Origin of the sequence: Catalinimonas alkaloidigena (assembly GCF_029504655.1) — a bacterium.
GTDB classification, from domain to species: domain Bacteria; phylum Bacteroidota; class Bacteroidia; order Cytophagales; family Cyclobacteriaceae; genus Catalinimonas; species Catalinimonas alkaloidigena.
This window is the reverse complement of sequence record NZ_JAQFIL010000001.1, coordinates 3,166,732-3,188,699: the sequence shown is the minus strand read 5'-3', so window position 1 is coordinate 3,188,699 and position 21,968 is coordinate 3,166,732. Positions and strand designations below refer to the sequence as shown.

18 protein-coding genes are annotated in these 21,968 nt (G+C 40.1%); 9 read left to right on the top strand and 9 right to left on the bottom strand.

The window, feature by feature from the left end; all coding sequences use genetic code 11:
- Positions 1-44 precede the first annotated feature (44 nt).
- Together OKW21_RS13040 and OKW21_RS13035 are read left to right on the top strand one after the other, a co-directional pair.
- Positions 45-833 (top strand): hypothetical protein, encoded by a 789-nt coding sequence (locus tag OKW21_RS13040; RefSeq protein WP_277479980.1) that lies wholly within the window; start codon positions 45-47, stop codon positions 831-833.
- 68 nt (positions 834-901) lie between these two features.
- On the top strand, positions 902-3,139 hold the full coding sequence (locus OKW21_RS13035; RefSeq protein ID WP_277479979.1) for a SulP family inorganic anion transporter: 2,238 nt from the start codon (positions 902-904) through the stop codon (positions 3,137-3,139).
- A gap of 35 nt (positions 3,140-3,174) precedes the next feature.
- On the opposite strand, the gene OKW21_RS13030 is transcribed toward OKW21_RS13035, so the two are convergent.
- The 5 genes from OKW21_RS13030 to OKW21_RS13010 form a co-directional block, all read right to left on the bottom strand.
- Positions 3,175-3,336 carry an ABC transporter permease gene (locus OKW21_RS13030; RefSeq protein ID WP_277479977.1) on the bottom strand — a complete coding sequence of 54 codons (162 nt, stop codon included), beginning with the start codon at positions 3,334-3,336 and terminating at the stop codon, positions 3,175-3,177.
- A 3-nt stretch (positions 3,337-3,339) separates the two neighbouring features.
- A complete protein-coding gene (locus OKW21_RS13025) occupies positions 3,340-5,580 on the bottom strand; it encodes an ABC transporter permease (protein WP_277479976.1) in 2,241 nt (746 codons plus the stop codon).
- A gap of 75 nt (positions 5,581-5,655) precedes the next feature.
- Complete coding sequence (locus OKW21_RS13020) at positions 5,656-8,079, bottom strand: ABC transporter permease (protein ID WP_277479975.1); 2,424 nt, start codon at positions 8,077-8,079, stop codon at positions 5,656-5,658.
- A 207-nt stretch (positions 8,080-8,286) separates the two neighbouring features.
- Positions 8,287-8,679, bottom strand: coding sequence for an arsenate reductase family protein (locus OKW21_RS13015; protein WP_277479974.1), 393 nt, complete (start codon positions 8,677-8,679; stop codon positions 8,287-8,289).
- 63 nt (positions 8,680-8,742) lie between these two features.
- Entirely contained in the window at positions 8,743-9,399 is a 657-nt protein-coding gene (locus OKW21_RS13010; RefSeq protein WP_277479973.1) for a histidine phosphatase family protein, read from the bottom strand.
- A gap of 40 nt (positions 9,400-9,439) precedes the next feature.
- On the opposite strand from OKW21_RS13010, the gene OKW21_RS13005 reads away from it, so the two are divergent.
- Positions 9,440-9,862 (top strand): hotdog fold thioesterase, encoded by a 423-nt coding sequence (locus tag OKW21_RS13005; RefSeq protein ID WP_277479972.1) that lies wholly within the window; start codon positions 9,440-9,442, stop codon positions 9,860-9,862.
- Positions 9,863-9,868: 6 nt separating this feature from the next.
- Positions 9,869-11,110: a chorismate-binding protein gene (locus OKW21_RS13000; protein ID WP_277479971.1), complete on the top strand. Its 1,242-nt coding sequence runs from the start codon at positions 9,869-9,871 to the stop codon at positions 11,108-11,110.
- 55 nt (positions 11,111-11,165) lie between these two features.
- Here the strand turns inward: OKW21_RS13000 and OKW21_RS12995 are convergent, their stop codons facing one another.
- Both OKW21_RS12995 and OKW21_RS12990 read right to left on the bottom strand, forming a co-directional pair.
- Positions 11,166-12,497, bottom strand: coding sequence for a TolC family protein (locus tag OKW21_RS12995; protein WP_277479969.1), 1,332 nt, complete (start codon positions 12,495-12,497; stop codon positions 11,166-11,168).
- Positions 12,498-12,501: 4 nt separating this feature from the next.
- A complete protein-coding gene (locus OKW21_RS12990; RefSeq protein ID WP_277479967.1) occupies positions 12,502-13,194 on the bottom strand; it encodes an ABC transporter ATP-binding protein in 693 nt (230 codons plus the stop codon).
- A 379-nt stretch (positions 13,195-13,573) separates the two neighbouring features.
- Here OKW21_RS12990 and OKW21_RS12985 point away from each other — a divergent pair, with 379 nt between their 5' ends.
- A complete protein-coding gene (locus OKW21_RS12985) occupies positions 13,574-13,723 on the top strand; it encodes a hypothetical protein (RefSeq protein WP_277479966.1) in 150 nt (49 codons plus the stop codon).
- 52 nt (positions 13,724-13,775) lie between these two features.
- Here the strand turns inward: OKW21_RS12985 and OKW21_RS12980 are convergent, their stop codons facing one another.
- Positions 13,776-15,128: a sensor histidine kinase gene (locus OKW21_RS12980; RefSeq protein ID WP_277479964.1), complete on the bottom strand. Its 1,353-nt coding sequence runs from the start codon at positions 15,126-15,128 to the stop codon at positions 13,776-13,778.
- Positions 15,118-16,515, bottom strand: coding sequence for a sigma-54-dependent transcriptional regulator (locus OKW21_RS12975; RefSeq protein WP_277479963.1), 1,398 nt, complete (start codon positions 16,513-16,515; stop codon positions 15,118-15,120). The genes OKW21_RS12980 and OKW21_RS12975 overlap by 11 nt, the downstream gene beginning before the upstream one ends.
- A 389-nt stretch (positions 16,516-16,904) precedes the next feature.
- Here OKW21_RS12975 and OKW21_RS12970 point away from each other — a divergent pair, with 389 nt between their 5' ends.
- The 4 genes from OKW21_RS12970 (at position 16,905) to OKW21_RS12955 (ending at position 21,932) form a co-directional block, all read left to right on the top strand.
- Positions 16,905-18,161: an efflux RND transporter periplasmic adaptor subunit gene (locus OKW21_RS12970; RefSeq protein WP_277479962.1), complete on the top strand. Its 1,257-nt coding sequence runs from the start codon at positions 16,905-16,907 to the stop codon at positions 18,159-18,161.
- Between the two features lie 194 nt (positions 18,162-18,355).
- Positions 18,356-18,592, top strand: coding sequence for a four helix bundle protein (locus tag OKW21_RS12965; protein WP_277479961.1), 237 nt, complete (start codon positions 18,356-18,358; stop codon positions 18,590-18,592).
- 46 nt (positions 18,593-18,638) lie between these two features.
- Positions 18,639-19,328 carry an ABC transporter ATP-binding protein gene (locus OKW21_RS12960; protein WP_277479960.1) on the top strand — a complete coding sequence of 230 codons (690 nt, stop codon included), beginning with the start codon at positions 18,639-18,641 and terminating at the stop codon, positions 19,326-19,328.
- A gap of 213 nt (positions 19,329-19,541) precedes the next feature.
- The gene (locus OKW21_RS12955) at positions 19,542-21,932 is read left to right on the top strand and encodes an ABC transporter permease (RefSeq protein WP_277479959.1); all 2,391 of its coding nucleotides are present in this window, start codon (positions 19,542-19,544) and stop codon (positions 21,930-21,932) included.
- Positions 21,933-21,968 lie beyond the last annotated feature (36 nt).

Genomic DNA, 21,968 nt, shown 5'->3' with positions numbered 1-21,968 from the left:
TTCAAAAATAAGAAAAGAAGAATTCCATTGAAGGTATCCCATATATGAATCAATTAAGCAAAGTTAGCAAAATCAGATGGTTAGTGATCCTTTTTTTCTTACTTACCATCATCACAAATTATATCGCTCAGGTAAATCCATTTAACGGTCAGACTAATGGAGAAGTATCAGCGAAGTACAGCACGCTCATCACTCCTGCTGCTTATGCTTTTTCCATCTGGGGGGTAATTTTTCTGGCATTGGGGATATATGTTTTTTACCAGGCTATGTGGGCTCCTGTTGAACTTAAGGTATTTAATCATATGGCTAAGTGGCTCATTGCCAGTTTTATAACCACTAGTTTATGGCTGCCTGCATTTCAGTATGAGTTATTGCTACTCAGCCTGATTATTATGTTTTTGATCTTGTTCTCCCTCATTAGAATTAGCAGTATCCTGGTAAAAGATAAAACTATCTCTGGAAGCTGGCGCATCTGGTTAAAAATACCTTTTGGGCTGTTTCTGGGATGGATAGCTGTGGCTACCATTGTCAATACTACAGTAGTAATAAAATATGCTGTAGTCAGCATCGGGAGCATAGATGAGCAGATGTGGCTTTGGATTACGCTCGCATTAGGTTTTATACTGGCTATACTAATTAGTAAATGGAGTAGAAACGCAAGTATTTCATTGGTGTTTGCATGGGCTTATTTTGCCATCGGGAAGAATGAAAGTCAAACAGAAGACAGCTTGATTTTAGCAACTACAGGAGCGATAATGCTACTTTTAATCTCAATTTTTTTTATGTATAGTTTTTATAAGTCAAGTGAAAATGTAGGGTTTAAGGGCGCTTAAGTAAACTGTACTGGTTTTGACTTACATCAATTTTTCTATATTTTAAGCGCCTCACTTAAACAATACGAATGACAACTATTAACCTTGATGAAGCACCACCCAAAGGGTGGAAAGGACTCGTACATTTCTGGAAAAATGATCTAGTAGCAGCTGTCAGTGTAGCGCTTGTTGCCCTGCCCCTTGGACTAGGTATAGCCGTCGCTGCCGGTGCTCCACCTATGTCAGGTCTGATCTCAGTAGTAGTAGGGGGAATCGTAACAACATTTATCAGAGGTAGCCACGTAGGTATCAATGGGCCAGCAAATGCCTTAATTGTAGTGGCACTGGTTGCCGCTGAAAACTTAAGCCTTCCGGGAGAAAGTGGGTATCCTTACGCTATGGGTGCCTTTGTAATTGCAGGAGGCATACAGATTATCATGGGGTTTTTTAAGTTGGGAAAACTCGCTAATTTAGCGCCATCGGGTGCGATTCATGGTATGTTGGCCGCTATTGGTATTATCATATTAGGCACCCAGATTCACACTGTCCTAGGGGTAGAATCAGATACCAATTCTACCATAGAGATATTTATGAGTATTCCTGAGAATATCATTCATCTCAATCCGTTCATCCTTTTTATCTCTGTAGCATGTATTTTGATCCTGGTTTTTTATTCTGACATCAGAAATCGTTATGTAAAATACCTCCCCGCACCAGTTTGGGTGCTTTTTGTGGCCATACCTCTTTATTATTTCTTCAAATACGTCACTGAAAATATCAATATTAATCAGTGGATGCTTGATGACCGTTTTCTCGTACAATTGCCGGAACAATTAACTGAGAACTTATTATTACCGGATTTCTCAAGAATAGATGAACCTGTTTTCTGGCTTACGGTATTTTTAGTAACGGTAGTACTGTCCATTGAATCACTTGCCATTTCTAAAGCTGTTGATAAGCTAGATCCTTACAAGAGAAAAACTGATTTAGACAAAGATCTTGTGGGTATAGGGGTGGCTACAGTAATTTCAAGTATGATGGGGGGCTTACCCGTCACAACGGTAATCGCTCGTAGTTCTGTAAACATCAATAATGGAGCGAAAACCAGTTGGTCAAATTTTTTTCATGGTGTCATTGTGCTGATCTTCATCGTAGCATTTGCAGGTTTTATACAAATGATACCTTTAGCAGCACTCGCATCCATATTGGTATATACCGGTTATATGCTAGCCTCTCCTAAAGTATTCAGAAAAGCATATCAGCAGGGGTGGGAGCAGCTTGCAATCGTCTGTGTGACTGTAGTGGCTATCTTAAGTATTAGTCTAATAACTGGCTTGTTTGTGGGTGTTATATTTACCATAGTACTCCATTATTTCAGGAGTGGAATGCCATTGAGCTTGTTTGCCAGATACACCAAAAGCCCAATGGTGAAAATTGTACAAGAGAAAAAAAGAACCTATCTGTTCAAAGTAAAAGGCATCGCAAACTTTACGAATATTTTACAGCTCCAAAATAAGATTAAGAAAGTGAGTCCTGATACAAAAATTATTATGGACTTCTCGCATGCCCGTCTTGTAGATTTTACCGTACTTGAATATTTGCACGAACATGCGGAAAAGTATAATAGGAATGGAGGCGAGTTTCATTTTACCGGGCTAGATGTACATATGACTTCCTCTCATCATCCCTATGCCTTACATGTGTTGAAGGCTCCAAAACCTAAAAAAATACGTTTGACACGCAGGCAAAATGAACTCAATCAGCTTGCCAAAAATAAATCGTGGTCCTATGATCCTGAAATAGAATGGAATGTCACTGATCTGCAACGCTTTCAGTTCTTTATATCCAGACCGGTTGAATACCAAAAAAATCAGTTGCATGGTGACAATGAAATGTTAGGGGTAAACTGGAAAATTTGTGATATAGCACTTAAAAATGCATTTGTAGCCTTTGAAGACTATAGACTTACGATTGAAGTGCTAACGCTTCCTTTTGAAATACCCAGGTTTTCTATGGAAGAAGAGTCTCTACTGGACCGTATGTCTTTGATTGCCGAGCATAAGGATATAGATTTTGATGCTTATAAGAATTTCTCTAAAAAATATTTGGTACAAGGGCCTGATGAAGCTGCGATTAGAAACCTGTTTAGTCCCAGCCTGGTAAAATTCTTTGAAAGAAGTGAAATATACCATCTGGAAAGTAATGGAAAAGAACTATTAATTTTTCGCCATCTTCGCCTTACCAGCCCCAGAGAAATCGTCAGAATGGTTTCATACAGTGAAAAACTGGTTGAAAAATTACAGGAAGCGGCTTTACTAAAAGCGTAAAAAAAAACCTCTCCGATATAGGAGAGGCCTTAGGCTTATTCGCTTCTTAATGATCTGGCTGGATCAGTTCGGGCAGCTTTGAGGGATTGAAAGCTTACGGCAATCAGCGCTATCGTGATCGCCAACAGGCCAGCTAACACAAAAGTAGCTACATCTATCGGTATCCGAAATGCAAAGCCTTCCAGCCATTTTTCCATCACTCAATAGGCTACTGGTACAGCGATCAGGAAAGCAATTCCAATTAATTTAGTAAAATCTTTAGAAAGTAATACACATACATTTGCTACGGAGGCGCCCATAACTTTGCGAATGCCGATTTCTTTGGTGCGTTGTTCAGCCGTAAATGCTGCCAGCCCCATCAATCCCAGACAGGCGATGAATATTGCCATCGCAGTGAAGATGGTGAAGACCTGACTCAAACGCTGCTCTGCTCTGAAGAGCGCATCAAAATCTTCGTCCAGGAATGTGAATTCAAAAGGTTCTCCGGGAGCCTGTTCCTTCCACATTTGCTCTATACTCAACAGATTTTCGGAGAGCTTACCTTTCTGTAGTCTTAGCGAAAGATACGCTCCATTTTGGGTCAGCAACATAGCCATAGGACGGATATTCTGTTTAAGGCTTTGATAATTGAAGTCTTTCATGACCCCGATTACCTTGAGCAATCGTCCTTCACTGTCTCCGAAGAAAGAAATCTCACTGTTAATCGGATTTTCCAGGTTAAACTCTTTAACAGCAGCTTGATTGAGAATTACGGCCGCGGTATCACTTGGATAGGCCCTGGAGAAATTGCGACCTTCGGTGAGCTCAATGGCTAAGGTAGGAATGTGCTCGTAGTCGCCAAAATACCAGCTCAGTAGATGATCTTCCTCTGAGCCTTTTAACCGGAACACCGAGTTGTTATTGATACCCGGAGGTACATGGGTTGATACAGATGCGTTTTCTACGATTGCGATATTGGTGAATTGCTGACGGACCGTCTGAATTTTATCCCCCAGGCGCCTGCCATTTTTGATCACCAGTACATTTTCCTTATCAAAACCAAGATGGATGTTTCGGGTATATTCTAACTGTTTATAAACGAGTATGGTACAAACAATTAGCGCGATAGAGATGAAAAACTGGAATACAACCAAACCATTTCGGATCTGGCTGCTTTTAAACCCTGCTCTTATCTTGCCCTTGAGCACCTCTGCCGGGCGAAAAGCAGAAAGATAGAAAGCCGGATAACTGCCTGCCAGTAAGCCCACCCCAAGTATGATCAGGATAAATACCCAGAATAGCCAGGCTTGATCCATGATATTGAAACTGATACCTTTTCCTGCAATTTGATTAAATGGCTCAATGCTTAGGCTTATCAAAAGAATCGCAAAAAGCGTGGCAATAGCGCTCACCAGAATAGATTCTGTAAGAAATTGCGTGATCAGATGGCTTTTGACAGAACCTAATGTCTTTCTGACACCCACTTCTTTCGCTCTGTTGGCTGATCTTGCAGTAGCCAGATTCATGAAATTGATACAGGCTATCATGATCATAAAGAGTGCTACTGCCGATAAAATGTAGAGGTAAGTAATATTGCCATTGGGCTCAATTTCTGCATCCAGATGGGAGTGAAGGTGGATATCAGTCAGGGGCTGAAGGAAGTACCCATACTTTCCTCCTTCTTGCTCAAACTCTTCCAGAGAGACGCCCATAAACTGTTGTACTTCCGGACCTACGTACTTTTCCACCAGGGCTTTCATTTTGTGTTCTAACTGATCTACATCAGCTTCTGGATTTAATAAAAGATAAGTATAAAATGAGTTGGAAAGCCAGGACTCTTCTCTGCTAAAGGAAAGGGTAGACATAGAGTAGAGCATATCAAAGTGAAAATGGGCATTTTGAGGTGTATCTCTTATTATGCCTGTCACTTCGTAATTGGAAAAGAAGTCGCCCACATTAAGCGTTTTTCCCAGCGCGGATTCATTACCAAAGTATTTTATGGCGGTAGATGCACTGATGACAATGGTATGGGGTTCCCTTAGGACAGTGGCCGGATCACCGGCCAGCAATTCATAATCAAATATGTCAAAGAAGCTTGAATCAGCGAAAAAGACACTTTTTTCAGTGAAGACAATGTCTTCGTAGCGCACAACTTCACTCTCCAATCTATATAGACGGGTATATTTGTCTACTTCAGGAAACTCATGCTGGGCAGCTTGTCCCAAGGGGGGGCAGGTGACCGCTACTGCTATTTCCTGACCAGAGATCCTACCCTGTAAACCAACCCTATATATTTGCTCCGAATTAGCATGAAATCTGTCATAACTGACTTCATCTACTACATAAAGGACTATGAGCATAAAACTGGCTACGCCGATACTTAATCCTAACACATTGAGCAGGGTATAAAACTTCTGTTTCAGTAAGTTGCGAAAACCCAGAATTATATAATTTTTGATCATCTAGTACCTTCAGCATAAGCTGTTCATTTGATTTTTTTATGTTGACACCAAGCTTCAAAATTGCAAATAATTGGATTAATGTTCTCTCAGTATTTTTACTGGATTACTATTGGCAGCTTTGTAGGTCTGAGAGCCCACTGTAACCCAGGCGATGATCAATGCGAAAACACCTGCCGTCAGAAAACTCCACCAGGGCAGCACATCATGATAGGCAAAGGACTCCAGCCAGCGGTTCATGATCCAGTACGCAATAGGGCTGGCCACAGCAAAAGATACGATGACCAAGAAGGTAAACTTTCTACCCAGGAGTAATAGAATCTGAATCGCAGACGCACCCATCACTTTTCTGATTCCAATTTCTTTAAACCTCTGCTCAGCGGTATAGGAGGCCAGGCCAACAAGGCCTAGTGCAGCAATAAAAAGCGCCAGCAATGAAAAATAACTCACCACCTTGCTTAGCCTGTCTTCAGCGGTATATTGTTCTTCAAAGCGGCTCCGGATGGTATAAAAGTCAAATGGATAAGCAGGCATAAGGTACGACCACTGTTCCTGCAGATATGCGATGCTCTTGTCCCACTGATCTTCAGCTATTCTGACAATAATATTGTTAGCCCTTCCTTCTGTAATCAGGAATATGATAGGAGCAATAGGCTGATGGAGTGATTCAAAATGAAAGTCTTCTACCACTCCTATAACTTTACCACGGCGATTGCCTTCGCCATAATCTACATTTTTGCCAATAGCTTCATCTATTGATTTCCAACCCATGGCTGTTACTGCAGACTCATTAATGATAAAAGATTCGGTAGAATCGCTGACTCTGTCTCTGTCAAAATTACGTCCTGCCAGGACATTCACTTGTAAGGTGTTGAGGTAATCATGATCAATATGGATGTCTGCTACCCGGAAGTTAACCTCCTGCATTTCTCCTTCCACCTCAGCAGAAATACCTTGAGAATCAAGCAGTCTACCGGAAGGCACCCGGCTGCTCATGCTCACATCCGTAATGCCTGATTGTTGTAAGAGGCGGTCTTTAATATTTTCATATTGTCTGTAGATATCGTCATTGATTGGAAGAACCGCCACATGATTATCATTAAAATTCAGTGGCTTACTTTTAACATAGGCCAATTGCTTTTCTACTGTAATCACTCCTATAATGAGGGCTATGGAGATGGTAAACTGAATGATAACCAGCGCCGAACGCAAATAAGGGTGCTTACCTTTAGGCTGCTGGCTTGCTCTTAAAATGGTACTGGGCTGAAAGGACGATAATATAAAGGCCGGATAGCTACCTGCGATGATACCGACCAATGTTATCGTGAGTATAATCACGACTATAAAAACCCCATTATTACTCAAATCTATAGTGATGCCCCGCTGAACAAAATTATTGAAATCAGGGATGAAGATGGACAGCAGTACTAAACCCACTACTAATGAGACCAATGAAAGGATGACGGATTCGGTGAGAAACTGACGAATCAGGTGAATACGCAGCGCTCCCATTACCTTTCTGACTCCAACTTCACGGGCACGGCGCATTGAACGGGCGGTGGCCAGGTTGATAAAATTGATACAGGCAATGACCAGAATGAAAATCGCTATGATGCTGTAGATGTACACATATTTGATATCTCCATTGGCTTCAATTTCACTATCCAGGTGAGAATAAAGGTGTATATCGGTTAGGGGCCAGAGGTGAAGAAGATTAAATACACCCGCAGGAATACCATTGTGTGTGCCCAAATGCTTGGTGATAAAGTCTGGAAATTGTGCTTCTAAGTTTTCAGGACTGTATCCTTCCGGAAGTAGGAGGTAGGTAGCGTAATTATTACTGCCCCACTGTTGCATCAGTTGCTCTCTGCCAAAAAAATTCTCTACTGCCTTAAAAGAGGCAATGAGTTCGGGATGGAAGTGAGAGTTGGCAGGCACATTTTCCATAATTCCACTTACCTGAAACTCAGCTTCTCCATTGTAGATCAGTGTTTTCCCTATAGGGTCTGTATTCCCAAAATATCTTTTAGCGGCAGTTTCAGAGATTACGATACTATTAGGTTCGCTTAGCACCGCCTCGGCTTCACCTTCAAGAAGTTTCCAGGAAAAGAGACTAAAAGCTTCTTCGTCTGCGAAGAAGAAGTTTTCTTCAACTATATTAATATCACCTTCCTCATAAGTGATTATTGGATTGTCTTCTAAAAATCTTACGGCTTCTTCCACGATACCCGGAAAGTCATTTTCCAGCAAGGGACCAAAAGGAGGCGCTACATGTCCTAAATGAAGGCTGCTTTCCATATCCTGATTAAGCCATTCTCTGGAAACCCGATAAATACGGTCTGATTTGTCATGATAAGCATCAAAGCTTAGCTCATATTGCACAAATAAAAAGATCAGCAGAAAAGCAGTAATGCCGATGGTGAGACCAAATAGATTAATGAAGGTAACCTGCTTATACTTCCACAAATTACGGAGGGCAATGTTCAGGTAATTTTTCCACATAGCAAATGTGTTTAAGGTTGATTAGGGCAGACTAAAGTTATTAACACATACTTGTCAATACATATGCCATGCTGATAAAGCCTGAAATTTACTTAAATGGAAAGGTTTTGCTAACAATTTATGTTCATTAATGAACAGGCTTGTTCGTAAATGAACATAAAAAAAGCGCCGGAATAGCGCTTTTTAAAAAATTTACAGGTTGATAAATTAAGTCTTCATGTCCTGATCGTACCCTTGACCTTCATCAAGGCTAAGGATATGACTGGGTAAATCACAGATGATTGACTTTTCACCCAGGATGCCAATGGGAGTTTTCATCAGATTAGGATTGTGTTTTAATACACCCAGCCAGTCAGCTTCATCCATATCTTTCCCCTCATACGATTCTTTGTACACATCTGATTTGACATCAATTAGTTTTTCAACACTTACCCCCAACTTATCAATAAGTTGCGCTAGTTGTCTTTCGGTAAGGGGATTTTTGGATATATCCACTTCATTTACATTAGATGCCATTTGTTTGGCATAAGCAATAGCTTCCCGATCACCTTGCTTGTCAAAGTTGTAAATGAGTGTGATTTCTTTAGGGTCAAATTCCATAAAAATAGTTCTTGCTGTAAAAAATGGTTTAACAAGTATAAAGTTAATAACTAAATATGTGAATTAAGGTTTTTTATCTTCTTTAGCAAAAGCGGGTATTTCAGGCAAATGAGATTGTTCATTGGCTAAAATAATTTCAAAAGTTGTGCTTTCGTAATCATATTCAATCAAATAAAGGCCCAGGTTGGCATGCCCAAATTCATCCATCCTGCTGAGGTCATAACCAAGCATTAAGCAAAGGAAGATACGCATGGCTCTTCCGTGCATGCAAACTAACACGATTTCTTCGTGCTGATTCGCGATAATTTTTTCAAGTGCAGGTTTTTGTCGCTCCAAAACCATGTTTGGGCTTTCGCCACCTTCAATAGCACGGTCCAATTCACCATTTGTCCATGATTTAATAATTGATGCGTAATACTCACTGTCCTCCGCATTGGCTACTTTTCCTTCTTTTTCACCCCAATTAATCTCATTCAAGCCGGGAAGTTTGGTGTGGGGTAAATCCATATCCAAAAAGTGTTCTACAGACTGTATACTTCTTTGCAAAACAGACGTATACACATGTTGAAATGGAATCTCTTTATAGTTCTCATAAAAATGCTTTGCCTGAAGTCTCCCAAAATTATTCAGAGGGGCATCAATACCACTGCCCTGAACTACTCCTTTTCTGTTATATTCGGTTTGTCCGTGTCTTATTAAATATATTTTCTTCTTTTGCATCTGATAGTATTAATTTCAAAATTCCGAAGTTAAGAAAATTATGATAGATAGTAGTGCCAGTTTGGCTTCGATCAATGCCTTGGGTAAGGGGAATATGTGTGAGCATCTGGATATAGAAATAACAGATGTAAGTGATAAGAGTTTAAGTGGTAAAATGCCGGTTGATCATCGCACTAAGCAGCCCATGGGCTTGTTACATGGTGGAGCATCGGTAGTTTTGGCTGAAACACTGGGTAGCATTGCTTCCAGCCTGTGTATCAATCAAGAAAAGCAATTTTGTGTAGGGTTAGAGATCAATGCGAACCACATCAAAGCTGTGAAAGAAGGGTATGTGTATGGTAAGGCAAAAGCAATTCATATAGGAAGGAAAACGCATATCTGGGAAGTTCGGATTGTGGACGAGCAGGAGAAATTGATTTGTATAAGCCGATTGACCGTTGCGGTATTAGATAAACAGGTTTAAAGATTTATGGAAGAAGCATTAGATATTAAACAGACTTTATTGTTTGATACACAAGCAGTTCATGCGCATTTTTTGAAAGTTGGAAAACAAAGAAAATTACCAATTGCCGCTTGGAAGTTACCAGATGACAATGTGCAGCATATCATCATGGATGTTTCAGGTGAGGTCAAGCTGGTAGATGTTGAGTTGGAAAATATGCCTCCCGGCTTCATTGTGAGCGCTTTTGAAGAAGATTATACCCAGGTTAGCAAAGCCAATTATATCCACGCTGACCTGCATTACAATAGTCATCATAATGAGATTGTATCAAACGCTACTGAACAACATTGGATAAGTACAGTAGAAGATATCAAAGCTCAGATATTACATGATTTAGAAGACGGCTATCAACTTTCTGCGAAACCTGGTGACCCGGAACAGGCTCATACTGGCAGGCAGGAAATGAATAAAGATCAGTTCATAAAACTTGTGGAATCCGCCAAGCGGCAGATTCAGGAACAGCGTTTTAAAAAAGTGGTACCTTCCCGTTGTCAGTATGTACAATTGCCTGAAGGCTTTAGTATAGCTGCAACGTTCCAGCGCATGTGTAAAATGTACCCCCATGCCTTTGTATCTGCGATTGCTATGCCCGGCCTGGGAGTGTGGTTAGGCGCATCTCCTGAAATACTCGTCAAGACTTTTATCAACGAAGGCAAAAGAATTTTTAGCACCATGGCATTGGCAGGGACCCAAAAGCTGGATGCAGAAAATAACATAAAAAATGCTGCCTGGAGAAGTAAAGAAATAGAAGAACAGGCGATGGTGAGCCGGTATATCATCAATTGTTTCAAAAAAATCCGCCTTCGTGAATTTGATGAGGATGGTCCTCATACAGTGGAAGCGGGTAACCTGCTCCACTTACGAACAGATTTTACGGTGAATATGGATGAAGTGAATTTTTATGAGTTAGGTTCTGTGATGCTAAAGTTGCTTCATCCGACCTCCGCAGTCTGTGGACTTCCCAAAGAACCAGCCTTAGAATTTATCGCCGAACATGAGCACTATGACCGAGAATTGTTTGCGGGCTTTCTGGGACCTGTAAATATCAATGATGAGGTCAATGTATTCGTTAACCTGAGGTGCATGCAATTGCTAGGAAAAAAAGCATTAATCTATGCCGGTGCAGGCGTCACTGCTGACTCTGAGGCTGAAAAAGAATGGATGGAAACCTCCATCAAAATGGAAACATTGCAAAAAGTTTTATACTAAAAAAGCTGCGTAAAACAGCTTTACTGTAGTTAGTCAGTTCATAACCTTCCAGAGATCACTGAAGTTTGCCTTTGTAATATTCAAGCGCAGCCTTTTGGAAGATAATCTGGTAATCGGCCTGTGCTTTGGTAGAAAGCGCTTCTACATATGCTGCATTGACACGAGTAAGGTCAAGTATATTTCCAACACCCAGTCTAAATCTTTCCTTTTCAGCTTCTAAAGCTTTCTCCGCGGCCCTAACTTGTGCTTCCGCGGCAACAATTCTTTCCTGCGCAGTTTCATAATCAGCAATTGCGGTCTGTACCTGCTCAAAAATGTTTCTTTCTAAATCTTCCATATCCAGCATGGAATTATTTAGTAACTGCTTACTTCTCTGTACCTGTGTTTTTGTACTTAGATTATTGAATATTGGAATACTCAAATTAAGATATAAAACCTGAGATTGATTAATATCAAATAATTGCTCACTGAAACCATACCTGACTTCTAGGTCTGAATATTGAGAATAAAGCTCATAGCCCAATATAAGTCGTGGATAGTACAAGCCTCGCATAGCTTTAAGGCCGTATTTATTGGCTTCAATACTGGTTTCCTGTTGTCTGATATCAGGACGGTTAGCAATGGCAGTATTATAAGTTTGTTCCAGAGAGATGTTCTCCTGTAAAAGTTCTGCTTGTGAAAGTGCCGGTTCGCTAAATATCCAGTCTTTAAAAGGGTCAATTTGTAATAGCCTAATTAACTGAACCCGACTAATTTTAAGCTGGTTATCACTCTCTACAACAGTTAGCGCTGCGCGTTTGGCCTCAGCTTCCTGATTGTACTGATCCGCGATATTTCTGGTTCCCGCTTCTACAAATATCCTGATGCTTTCCGCCAATTCATTTTGTTGTTCAAGGTTCGCTTTTGCTATTCTAAGTAATTCCTGGTTCAGTAATACCTGTAAGTATTGCTGTGACACATTAAAGACTACATCCTGCTTTGTTTGATTAATCTGATAAAGCTGAGATTCAGCAGCATGTTGTCTTTGCTTGATGGTATTGATAATTCTGAATCCATTAAAAAGGGTAATATTGGCGCTTAATCCACCATTTAGTCGGTTAACCTGTTCATCGGTAAAATCACCTGAAGTTTGGTCAAACTGCCTTCCATAAATACGCTGACCCGTAGCATTAAAGCTTACATTGGGAGCAAGGTTGGCAAAAGCCTCTGAGCGCTCTGCTCTGCTGGTTTCCAGAATATTCTCCTGCTGTTTGATCTGAATATTTTCTCGTAAGGCAATGTTTACTGCCTCCTCATAGGTGAGTACTAGGTTTTCCTCCTGAGCTTTTGCTATTAAGGAGAAGAAAAAAGTGAATATTAAGGCTAATGCTGATATACGAATTGACATATATTTATGCTTCTTGTTCTCTTGTTACTTTTTCATCGCTTTCAAGTGCACCGTCTACAATCTGAATGATACGGTCGCTATATTGGGCATTATCTTCAGAATGTGTTACCTGAATAATGGTCATTCCCTCTTTATTAAGCTGTTTAAAAAGCTCCATTACTTCTTTGCCCTGCTCAGAATGAAGGTTTCCGGTAGGTTCATCGGCCAGCAGAAGTTTAGGTTTTCCAGCGATCGCCCGGGCCACACCTACCAGTTGCTGCTGTCCTCCGGAAAGCTGCTCAGGAAACAGGTCTTTTTTTGCCACCATCTGAAAACGGTCAAGTAGTTCAGCTACCCTTGCCTTTCGTTCTTTTCCCTTCATATTTTGGTAAAGCAGTGGGGTTTCAATGTTTTCAAAAACAGTTAACTCATCAATGAGGTGATATGCCTGAAAGACATATCCAATGGTATGTTTTTGTAATTCACTTCTGTGTCTTTCCTTAAGCTTATGTACCGGCTGGTCCAATAAAAAATATTCTCCAGCAGAAGGTGGGTCTAGCAGTCCTATAATGTTTAGCAGCGTAGATTTACCCGCACCACTAGGCCCCATAATCGTTAAGAATTCACCTTCTCTTACTTCTAATTCTATCCCTTTGAGAATAAAGGTTTTCTTAAAACGAGATTGTACATATTTGTCAATATCAATGAGCTTTAACATAGGAGAAGTTAGGGTTTATGGTTGTACATAGGTTTTGCCAATAAGTATGCCAATGGAAAAACGCCATTTTTCAGGGCTAAATGGCATATTACTTATACATGAGCGTCCGTTTTTGAATATAGTGTGTTCATTTTCGTACACAATACACCAATAGAGTTATGATATTAAAAAATCAAATTATTTTCATTTAAATCAAAGTGGCTTAAAAATTGATAATGAAACTTCATTGAAAAAATGAACATTTGATCCTGACTTCAATGAATTTTGTGATAAGAATATGCTCATCCTTTCATTCTTACGATGTAATATATTGGGCTGATTAAAATTGTATTTTTCTAACACAAATTATTAATTTGAATAAAATTTAACTGACAGGAATATGAAGAAAATTGCAATTGCTTTGGTTTCAGGAGTGCTCCTAAGTGGGTGTTATGCGCATATTTGTCCAACTTATACCGTTAATCCTGAAAAGAAAGAAATTCAAAAAACTGTAAAGGTAGAAAAACTTGAAGTTGAGAAAACCTCATAATTTGCTGAAAATTAGGTGTATGAATTTGAGCAGCCATTTTGGTTGCTTTTTTTTATATCTGTAGGGTAAAAGTAGTCCCTTGCCCTACTACAGATCTGGCAGTTAAATTACCGTGGTGCATCTGCATGATACGCTGAGAAAGGCTGAGTCCGATGCCTGAACCATGATTTTTAGTAGTATAAAATGGGATGAAGATTTTTTCAAGCGCCTCAGGTTCAATGCCTGGTCCATTGTCCGCTATTTCAATAAAAACCCGCTGTTCATGATCAGTGAAGACAGAAATAATAATAGCAGGTTCCTCCGTTTCCTCCAGGGCTTCAGCCGCGTTTTTCAAAATATTGATCAGCACCATTTCTATCAGCTTAGGATCTATCCTTACAATCAGATGAGGAGGATTGATTTTTACATCAATTTGAACATGAGCTTTAGCTACACCACCTGCCTTAATCAGCTGAACTACCTCTCTTATGATTTCATCAATTTGTACTCTTTCAAAGTCGGGTTGAGGAATGCTGGTAAAATTACGGTAAGCTTCAACAAAAGTTACCAGCCCTTTTGTCCGGTTCTCAATCGTTCTCAGACTCATGGTGATGTCCTCATATGACTCTTCATTAAAAGAAACCATGCCGTTTTCACAAACCACATCTTCCTGAATTATATCAATTGCAGTTCCGGCCAGGGAGGCAATCGGGGTGATAGAGTTCATGATTTCATGGCGCAGTACTTTGGTAAGATTTTGCCATGCCTCAATTTCCTGCTGCTGAAGTTCCGACAAAATGTTTTGGATAGAAACCAGTTTATATGCACTGCCCCTAAGCCTGAGTTCAGTTGCATTGATGGATAAATGTAAGTCAGGACTTGGTTTATAAAGTGTCTTAGAACCAGGTGGCAACTGATTGATGATATTGTAAAGATCATAATTCACCTTAGCCAGATCGCTGATTTTGTTGAGTTGGTTGGTTTTAAGGAATCGTTTGGCAGTGTTGTTGACCAGCTCAATTTTACCGGTTTCATCATAGGACAACAGTCCCACATTTACGTGCTGAACTACAGTTTTAAGGTATTGCCAATTCTCTTCTTTTTCAGCTCTTGCTTTCCTGAAAGCATCAAATACCTCATTGAACATACGATTAAGGTCTCCAAAACTTTCCCCTAACTTGCTGTCCCGGTTGAAGCCAGCGGTAAAATCTGAATACTTGACGGCTTCAAGAAAGCGGGTCAGTTTCCTGTTGGTTTCCAGCACATACTGGTAAAGCTCGTAAATCTGATATGTAACCAGAAGAGATACTATAACACCACTGGCAATGCGGTTGGTATAAAAAATAAAATATAAACAAAGCAGCATACTGGCTGAAAGGAGGATAATCCTGACCAGTAGCGCCCATTCAAAACGATTATATATCATACTTTTCAAGCCTACGGTACAATGAGGCCCTGGTCAGTCCAAGGTCTCCTGCAGCTTTGGAAATATTTCCATTATGCTTTTTCAATACTTTTCTTATCAACAGCTTTTCCACCTCTTCCAAATCATATTTTTCTATATGAAGTTCTTCCTGCCCGTCGGCCTGTTTGTTGTTTTCCGCATTGAAGAAAAAGTCCTCTGCCTGTAAGGTAGGTTTGCTGCTCAATATGACGGCTCTTTCTACTGAATGTTGGAGTTCACGAATATTGCCGGGCCAGTGGTATTTTTGCATCCTCTTGATGGCACTGGGGCTGATTGAATGAATGGATTTGTTGTATTTCTTAGAATACAAACTCAGAAAATGCATAGCCAAGGGTTCAAGATCATCCAAACGCTCCCGTAAGGTAGGCAAATGGATCTCAATGGTATTGATACGATACAGTAAATCCTGACGAAATTCATTCTTCTTGACCATATCATAAAGTGGCATATTGGTCGCGAAAATTAAGCGGACATCTACATCAATCATTTTATTCGTGCCTACAGGTGTGATTTTTTTGCTTTGTAAAGCCGTCAACATCTTGGCCTGTAAGGGCAGTGAAAGGTTACCAATTTCATCTAGAAAGAGGGTTCCTTCTGATGCTGCTTCAAAACGACCTACCCGATCCTGTTTTGCATCTGTAAAGGCTCCTTTGGTATGACCAAAGAGCTCACTTTCAAATAAGGTTTCTGTCACCGCCCCCAAGTCAACATTGATGAATACCTTATCAGCTCTTTTGGAACGACGGTGAATCGCTCGGGCAATTACTTCTTTACCAGTACCGTTCTCGCCAAGTATGAGCACATTGGCATCGGTGCTGGCTACCTGCTCAATCGTTTCAAAAACTTTCATCATGGAAGGACTACTACCTATGATGTCTTTGAACTTTGAATTGATATCCTCATTCATGATTTCCTGCTGAGATCTCAACTGATGGGCTTCATGACGAGATTCACGGAGGCGCATCGCTGCTAATACTGTTGCGAGTAGCTTTTCGTTATTCCAGGGCTTGAGTACAAAGTCAGTGGCACCTTCTTTAATGGCTCTTACCGCCATGTCTACATCGCCATAAGCAGTGATCATAATGACTACTGCTGAAGGATCTCGTTCTAAGATTTGGTCCAGCCAGAAGAAGCCTTCCTTACCACTGCTGACATCTTTCGTAAAATTCATGTCCAGCAGAATGACATCATATTGCTCGTTACTGATCAGGGCAGGAATAGCACCAGGGTTTTTGTCAGTATCTACCTGCAGGAAATGTCTTTTGAGAAATATTTTGGCGGCTTGGAGCACATCCTCATTATCATCGATGATGAGAATTTTACCGGTTTTATTAATTTTTCTGCTCATACTAATTTGGAGTGAAGTTGTTTTCACTAAACGTAAAATTCAAAGACTGTACCGATACAATTAATAATGGTACCGTTAAGGGTGAAATATCCTTTTAAAGTACCTTGGAGGTTTCTAAGGGATATAAATTTTAAAAAAGCTCAGCGTTTAAATTAATACTAATTAGAATGTTAATCGTACACAAACGTACAAAAATTGTTCGTTAACGTACACTCTCTTTGCTTTTAAAAGGCAAATAATAACGAATTACGGCTTTTTTCCCTTTGGCACAGTGTTCGTAAAGTTATAGAATGAAAAGGAGCAATCATTTGTGTAAATCTTGATTAATTCATAATAATGCACAAAGTCCGGATTTTAACGGAAGCACAACCGCAAAATATCTTCATCATATGGGAATGGATCGTAAAATAAAAAAGAAGAAATGGACGACGAGCAGAATCGTAGGCCTGGTACTGGGAGTAGGTCTGCTTTCATTCATTTTATATAGTTTTCTCTTCGCGGATAATCGGTCAAAATTAAACGTGGAAAAAGAGAAAATTACGGTATCTGATGTTTCAAGGAAGATATTTCAAGAGTACATTCCTGAGACAGGAATTGTAATGCCCAGCCAAACGATTTATCTTGATGCGGTTGAAGGTGGCGTAGTTGATGAAATTATCTTAGAGTCAGGAGCCCTGGTTGAAGAAGGAGATACCATCATGACATTGAACAATTCTAACTTACAGCTTAGTGTGATGGAAAGAGAGAGCCAGTTATACGAACAGCTAAACCTTCTACGTCAAACTCGCTTACAACTGGATCAGAATGACTTAAATCAAAAAGCTCAACTTGCTCAAATTGATTATCAACTTCAGCTATTGAAGCCTCAATACAGCCGTTTTAAAGAGCTTGCAGATAAAAAACTGATATCTCAACGGGAGCTGGAAGAAGTTGAAGAGGAATTTGAATACAACAAACGTCGTCAGGAACTGACTTACGCATCCTATAAATCTGACTCTATATCCCGATCAATGCAGCTTAAGCAAATCAGTATGTCTGAAGAAAGAATGCTCAAAAGTCTAGATGCTGTAAGTAATCTTTTGAATAACCTGATCATTACCGCCCCAACCAAGGGGTTATTTACTTCTCCGGATTGGGAACCTGGGCAGTCCATCAATGCGGGTGAACGTTTGGGTCAGGTAGCCTTATTAGATAGCTTTAAGGTAAGGGTAGCCATTGACGAACTGTATTTACCCCGGATTGAGGTTGGGCAGCAAGCTTCCGGTACCTTATCTGATGGACAGGAATATCGCCTGGAGATCTACAAAAAATATCCAACGGTTTCGGAAGGTAATTTTGAAGTAGATATGCGCTTTATCGGTGAAGTTCCTGCTGGAATTCGTCGCGGACAATCGCTCAGAATACGTCTGGAACTGGGAAGTTCTGAAGAAGCGATACTGCTTGCTACCGGTGGATTTTTCAGGGATACAGGTGGGAATTGGGTATTTGTAATGAACAATGATGAAAGCCGGGCTTACAAAAGAGATATTCGCTTAGGTAGAAAAAATTCTGAATACTACGAAGTGCTGGAAGGACTCGAAGCAGGTGAGAAAGTAATAACATCTTCATATGAGAACTTCGGAGACAATGAGGTTCTGGTTTTTTAGGAGTTGTAAGATTAGATATTAGGTTTTAGGACACAATACTAATAGGATGCTCATTCTATATAATTGACTTTAAATCACTTCGTTTGGGTTTGGGAAGCATTTCATAAAATGACATTAAAAGTATACGAAATTTCTCAAACTTTTCCCGATGATGAAAAATATGGCTTGATATTACAAATAAGAAAATATTCGCTGTGCTAACTAATATCGCTGAAGGGTGTGGAAGATATTCAGATAATGAATTACAAAGGTTTATAATAATTACAATGGGATCGGCTAGTGAGTTAGAGTATCAGTTGTTATTAGCCAAAGATTTAGGTTATTTACCATTAGCAGCATACGAAATCTTGTGTGAAGAGCTTGTGGTTGCAAAAAAAATGCTAAATATTTTTATCAAAAAAATCAAGAAACGATCACCAAAAAAATACTAAACCCTAGTACCCTATACCTAATCCCAAAAAACTAAAATTCAACACTATGATTCGTACGCGTAACCTCAAGAAAGTTTTTACCTCAGATGAAGTAGAAACTACAGCACTTAACGATATCAATATTGAAATTAAAACCGGAGAGTTTGTAGCCATTATGGGGCCTTCAGGCTGTGGTAAATCTACATTACTTAATATTATGGGCCTGCTTGACAATCCAAGTAGCGGTGAATACCATTTTATGGATCATGAAGTATCCAGGTATTCTGAAAGGCAAAGAGCTCAGCTTCGCAAAGGTAATATAGGCTTCGTGTTCCAGAGCTTTAACTTAATTGATGAGCTTACTGTACATGAGAACGTGGAGTTGCCATTATTGTACCTGAAAGTACCCTCATCTGAGCGTGAGAAAAAAGTGAAAGACGCGTTGGAGCATATGAATATCATGCACCGCAGAAACCACTTCCCTCAGCAGTTGTCCGGTGGTCAGCAGCAGCGTGTAGCCATCGCCAGAGCCGTAGTCGCCAATCCTAAGTTCATACTCGCGGATGAGCCGACTGGTAATCTTGATTCCACCAATGGTGAAGAAGTGATGAGCCTGTTATCTGAACTGAATAAGGCAGGAACTACGATAGCGATGGTAACACACTCTCCACATGATGCAACTTATGCCAACCGGGTGATCAACTTATTTGATGGTATGGTGGTGACTGAAAACATCAAAGAGAAATTCCATGTGTAAACAAGTTTATTAGCATATATACTGGCGGTGAGGCTGAAAAGCTTGCCGCTTTTTTTATGGCCTGGGATGAAGCGTGTGCAATTCTGAACACTTATTGTCCGAATGCGGGCAACGGAAGATTGAGTTTTCATTATAAGTTGTTGATTATCAGTATTAAAGCTATAGGGCACAGCCTTTGATATTTTTGTGAAACAACCTTAACGTCAATCTGCTATGTTCCGTAACCTCATCAAAGTAGCCATCCGAAACATTACCAAAGAAAAGATTTACAGCCTGATCAATATTCTAGGCCTTACGATTGGTATTAGCTGTAGCCTTTTTTTAGTGCTGTATATTTTAGATGAGTTAAGCTATGATACCTTTCATGAGAAAAAGGGGCGAATCTATCGTGTAGTAACCCATTTCCAGGAACCTGACAATGCTTTTAGCTGGCCGAATGCCCAAATACCTCTCGCTCAGGAACTAGAAGAAAAATACAGTGAGGTGAGCAGGGCGGTTAGATTTATCAGGACAGGCCGTGAGCTTTTTGTTAATCCTGAAAAAGACAGAAGGTTTTATGAGGAAAGTTTCTATTATACGGATTCGTCAGTGTTTGACGTATTTACATTTGATTTTATCAGCGGAAATGCATCTACGGCATTAGTGCAACCCAATGCATTGGTATTAACCGCCTCTGCTGCTGAAAAATACTTTGACGATGAAGACCCTATCGGTCAAAGCTTACAAAACAGAGACAAGACATATGAAATTACGGGGGTTATAGAAGATTTACCCTATAACTCCCATCTTGAATTTGATGCTTTAATTTCACGTACCACACTACCCAATGAAATAGGTTCCTGGGGGAGTTGGGGCGTACCTACCTATGTGCTGCTCAACAAAAATGCTGATGATAAGTCTTTTGAAGTAAATTTTAGTGAGCAGATTTATACAACGCATCTGAGGCCTATATTTGAAGATTTTGGGGTGACGATGGAGTACGAACTTCAACCTCTGGAAAGTATACATTTATACTCCAATCTGGCAGGGGAGTCAGGAGGAGGAGATATCTCCTACATATATATCTTCGCCTCGGTTGCCTTTTTTATGATTCTTATCGCCAGCATCAATTACATGAATCTGGCCACTGCCAGAGCTGCCCGTCGTGCCAAAGAAGTAGGTATCAGAAAAACCTCGGGCTCATCTCGCTGGCAACTCATAAGACAATTTCTTACTGAGTCCATTGTTATAACTGTCATCGCACTGATTATTAGCCTGGTACTGATTGCTATCTTATTGCCCAGCTTTAATTATATATCGGGCAAGGAAATTTTATTTTCTTATTTACTCCAACCCAAAGTCATGCTCAGCCTCTTAGCCATTATCCTTATAGTTGGGGCAGCAGGCGGAAGCTACCCAGCCTTTTATCTTTCAGGTTTTGAACCTGCTGAAGTATTAAAAGGCCAGAAAAGCAGCGGAAGAAGTAATGCCGGTCTCAGAAAAGTGCTGGTAGTTGCCCAGTTCGCTATTTCTATCACAATGGTGATCAGTACGCTGGTAGTTTATGATCAACTTCAATTTATCAGAAGTAAAGACCTGGGGTTTGATAAAGAGCATGTCGTATCTGTAAAGATGCCGGAAGAAGAACTCAGAAACAATTATGAAGTATTGAGAAACAGATTGCTGGACAATCCACAGGTGATCGATGTAGCATCATCCAATAGTAAACCCGGTGAAGGGATTTCAAAAAATATCATGAATGTTGAGACTGAGAAGCAGGGTGATGAAGAAAAGGGCATAGATGTCTTTTTTGCAGATTACGATTTTGTGAATGTCCTGGGGTTTGAAATTGTAGATGGTAGAAATTTTGACAGGAAATTCGCAACAGATACTGCTGCAGCCCTGGTGAATGAGGCAATGGTGGCTCGCATGGCATGGGAAAAGCCTCTCGGAAAAACATTTACGCTGCCAAACAGTAGCGATTCTCTTCCTGATCCGGTATATACCGTAGTGGGTGTGGTAAAAGATTATCATCAACAATCCTTTTATAACACAATTGAGCCTCTTGCAATATTTTTCAGAGAAAGTAACTTTCAACTTCATGTAAAGCTAAAAGGAGATAACCTGAGTGCGGGCATAGAAGCTTTAGAAGAAAACTGGGCTGAGTTAAATCCTGGCAAACCTCTTCAGTATTCTTTTCTTGAGGAAGATTTTGATGAGCAATACCAGGCTGATATCAAAAGAGGGCAGATCTTTACTTTATTTTCAGCATTGACCGTCATTATTGCCTGTTTAGGTTTGTTAGGGCTTGCTGCTTACACTACACAACAAAGAGATAAGGAAATTGGAATTCGGAAGGTGATTGGAGCCACCGTACAACATATTATCCTGCTCATATACAAAGATTTCGCGATATTAATAGGGATTGCGGTAATCATTGCTTTTCCACTCGCATTCTTTTTGATGCGAGATTGGCTAAGTGACTTTGCTTATCAGACGGATATCAAAGTATTTACATTCATCGTCTCAGTTTTACTTACTGCTTTAATAACCATCCTGGCAGTAGGTTTTCATACATTGAAAGCAGCTACTGCAAATCCGGTTAAGTCATTGAGAGATAACTAATGCAGTCTTTAAAGTGAAATAGTTTAAATACTTCTT

Excerpts from the sequence above, each read along its gene's own strand:
- OKW21_RS13030 (WP_277479977.1), bottom strand. The coding sequence starts at position 3,336 with ATGGAAAAATGGCTGGAAGGCTTTGCATTTCGGATACCGATAGATGTA.
- OKW21_RS12980 (WP_277479964.1), bottom strand. The coding sequence starts at position 15,128 with ATGATATATAATCGTTTTGAATGGGCGCTACTGGTCAGGATTATCCTC.
- OKW21_RS12990 (WP_277479967.1), bottom strand. The coding sequence starts at position 13,194 with ATGTTAAAGCTCATTGATATTGACAAATATGTACAATCTCGTTTTAAG.
- OKW21_RS13025 (WP_277479976.1), bottom strand. The coding sequence starts at position 5,580 with ATGATCAAAAATTATATAATTCTGGGTTTTCGCAACTTACTGAAACAG.
- OKW21_RS12955 (WP_277479959.1), top strand. The coding sequence starts at position 19,542 with ATGTTCCGTAACCTCATCAAAGTAGCCATCCGAAACATTACCAAAGAA.
- OKW21_RS13000 (WP_277479971.1), top strand. The coding sequence starts at position 9,869 with ATGGAAGAAGCATTAGATATTAAACAGACTTTATTGTTTGATACACAA.
- OKW21_RS12960 (WP_277479960.1), top strand. The coding sequence starts at position 18,639 with ATGATTCGTACGCGTAACCTCAAGAAAGTTTTTACCTCAGATGAAGTA.
- OKW21_RS13035 (WP_277479979.1), top strand. The coding sequence starts at position 902 with ATGACAACTATTAACCTTGATGAAGCACCACCCAAAGGGTGGAAAGGA.
- OKW21_RS13010 (WP_277479973.1), bottom strand. The coding sequence starts at position 9,399 with ATGCAAAAGAAGAAAATATATTTAATAAGACACGGACAAACCGAATAT.
- OKW21_RS12975 (WP_277479963.1), bottom strand. The coding sequence starts at position 16,515 with ATGAGCAGAAAAATTAATAAAACCGGTAAAATTCTCATCATCGATGAT.
- OKW21_RS13040 (WP_277479980.1), top strand. The coding sequence starts at position 45 with ATGAATCAATTAAGCAAAGTTAGCAAAATCAGATGGTTAGTGATCCTT.
- OKW21_RS13020 (WP_277479975.1), bottom strand. The coding sequence starts at position 8,079 with ATGTGGAAAAATTACCTGAACATTGCCCTCCGTAATTTGTGGAAGTAT.
- OKW21_RS13005 (WP_277479972.1), top strand. The coding sequence starts at position 9,440 with ATGATAGATAGTAGTGCCAGTTTGGCTTCGATCAATGCCTTGGGTAAG.
- OKW21_RS12970 (WP_277479962.1), top strand. The coding sequence starts at position 16,905 with ATGGGAATGGATCGTAAAATAAAAAAGAAGAAATGGACGACGAGCAGA.
- OKW21_RS12995 (WP_277479969.1), bottom strand. The coding sequence starts at position 12,497 with ATGTCAATTCGTATATCAGCATTAGCCTTAATATTCACTTTTTTCTTC.
- OKW21_RS12985 (WP_277479966.1), top strand. The coding sequence starts at position 13,574 with ATGAAGAAAATTGCAATTGCTTTGGTTTCAGGAGTGCTCCTAAGTGGG.
- OKW21_RS13015 (WP_277479974.1), bottom strand. The coding sequence starts at position 8,679 with ATGGAATTTGACCCTAAAGAAATCACACTCATTTACAACTTTGACAAG.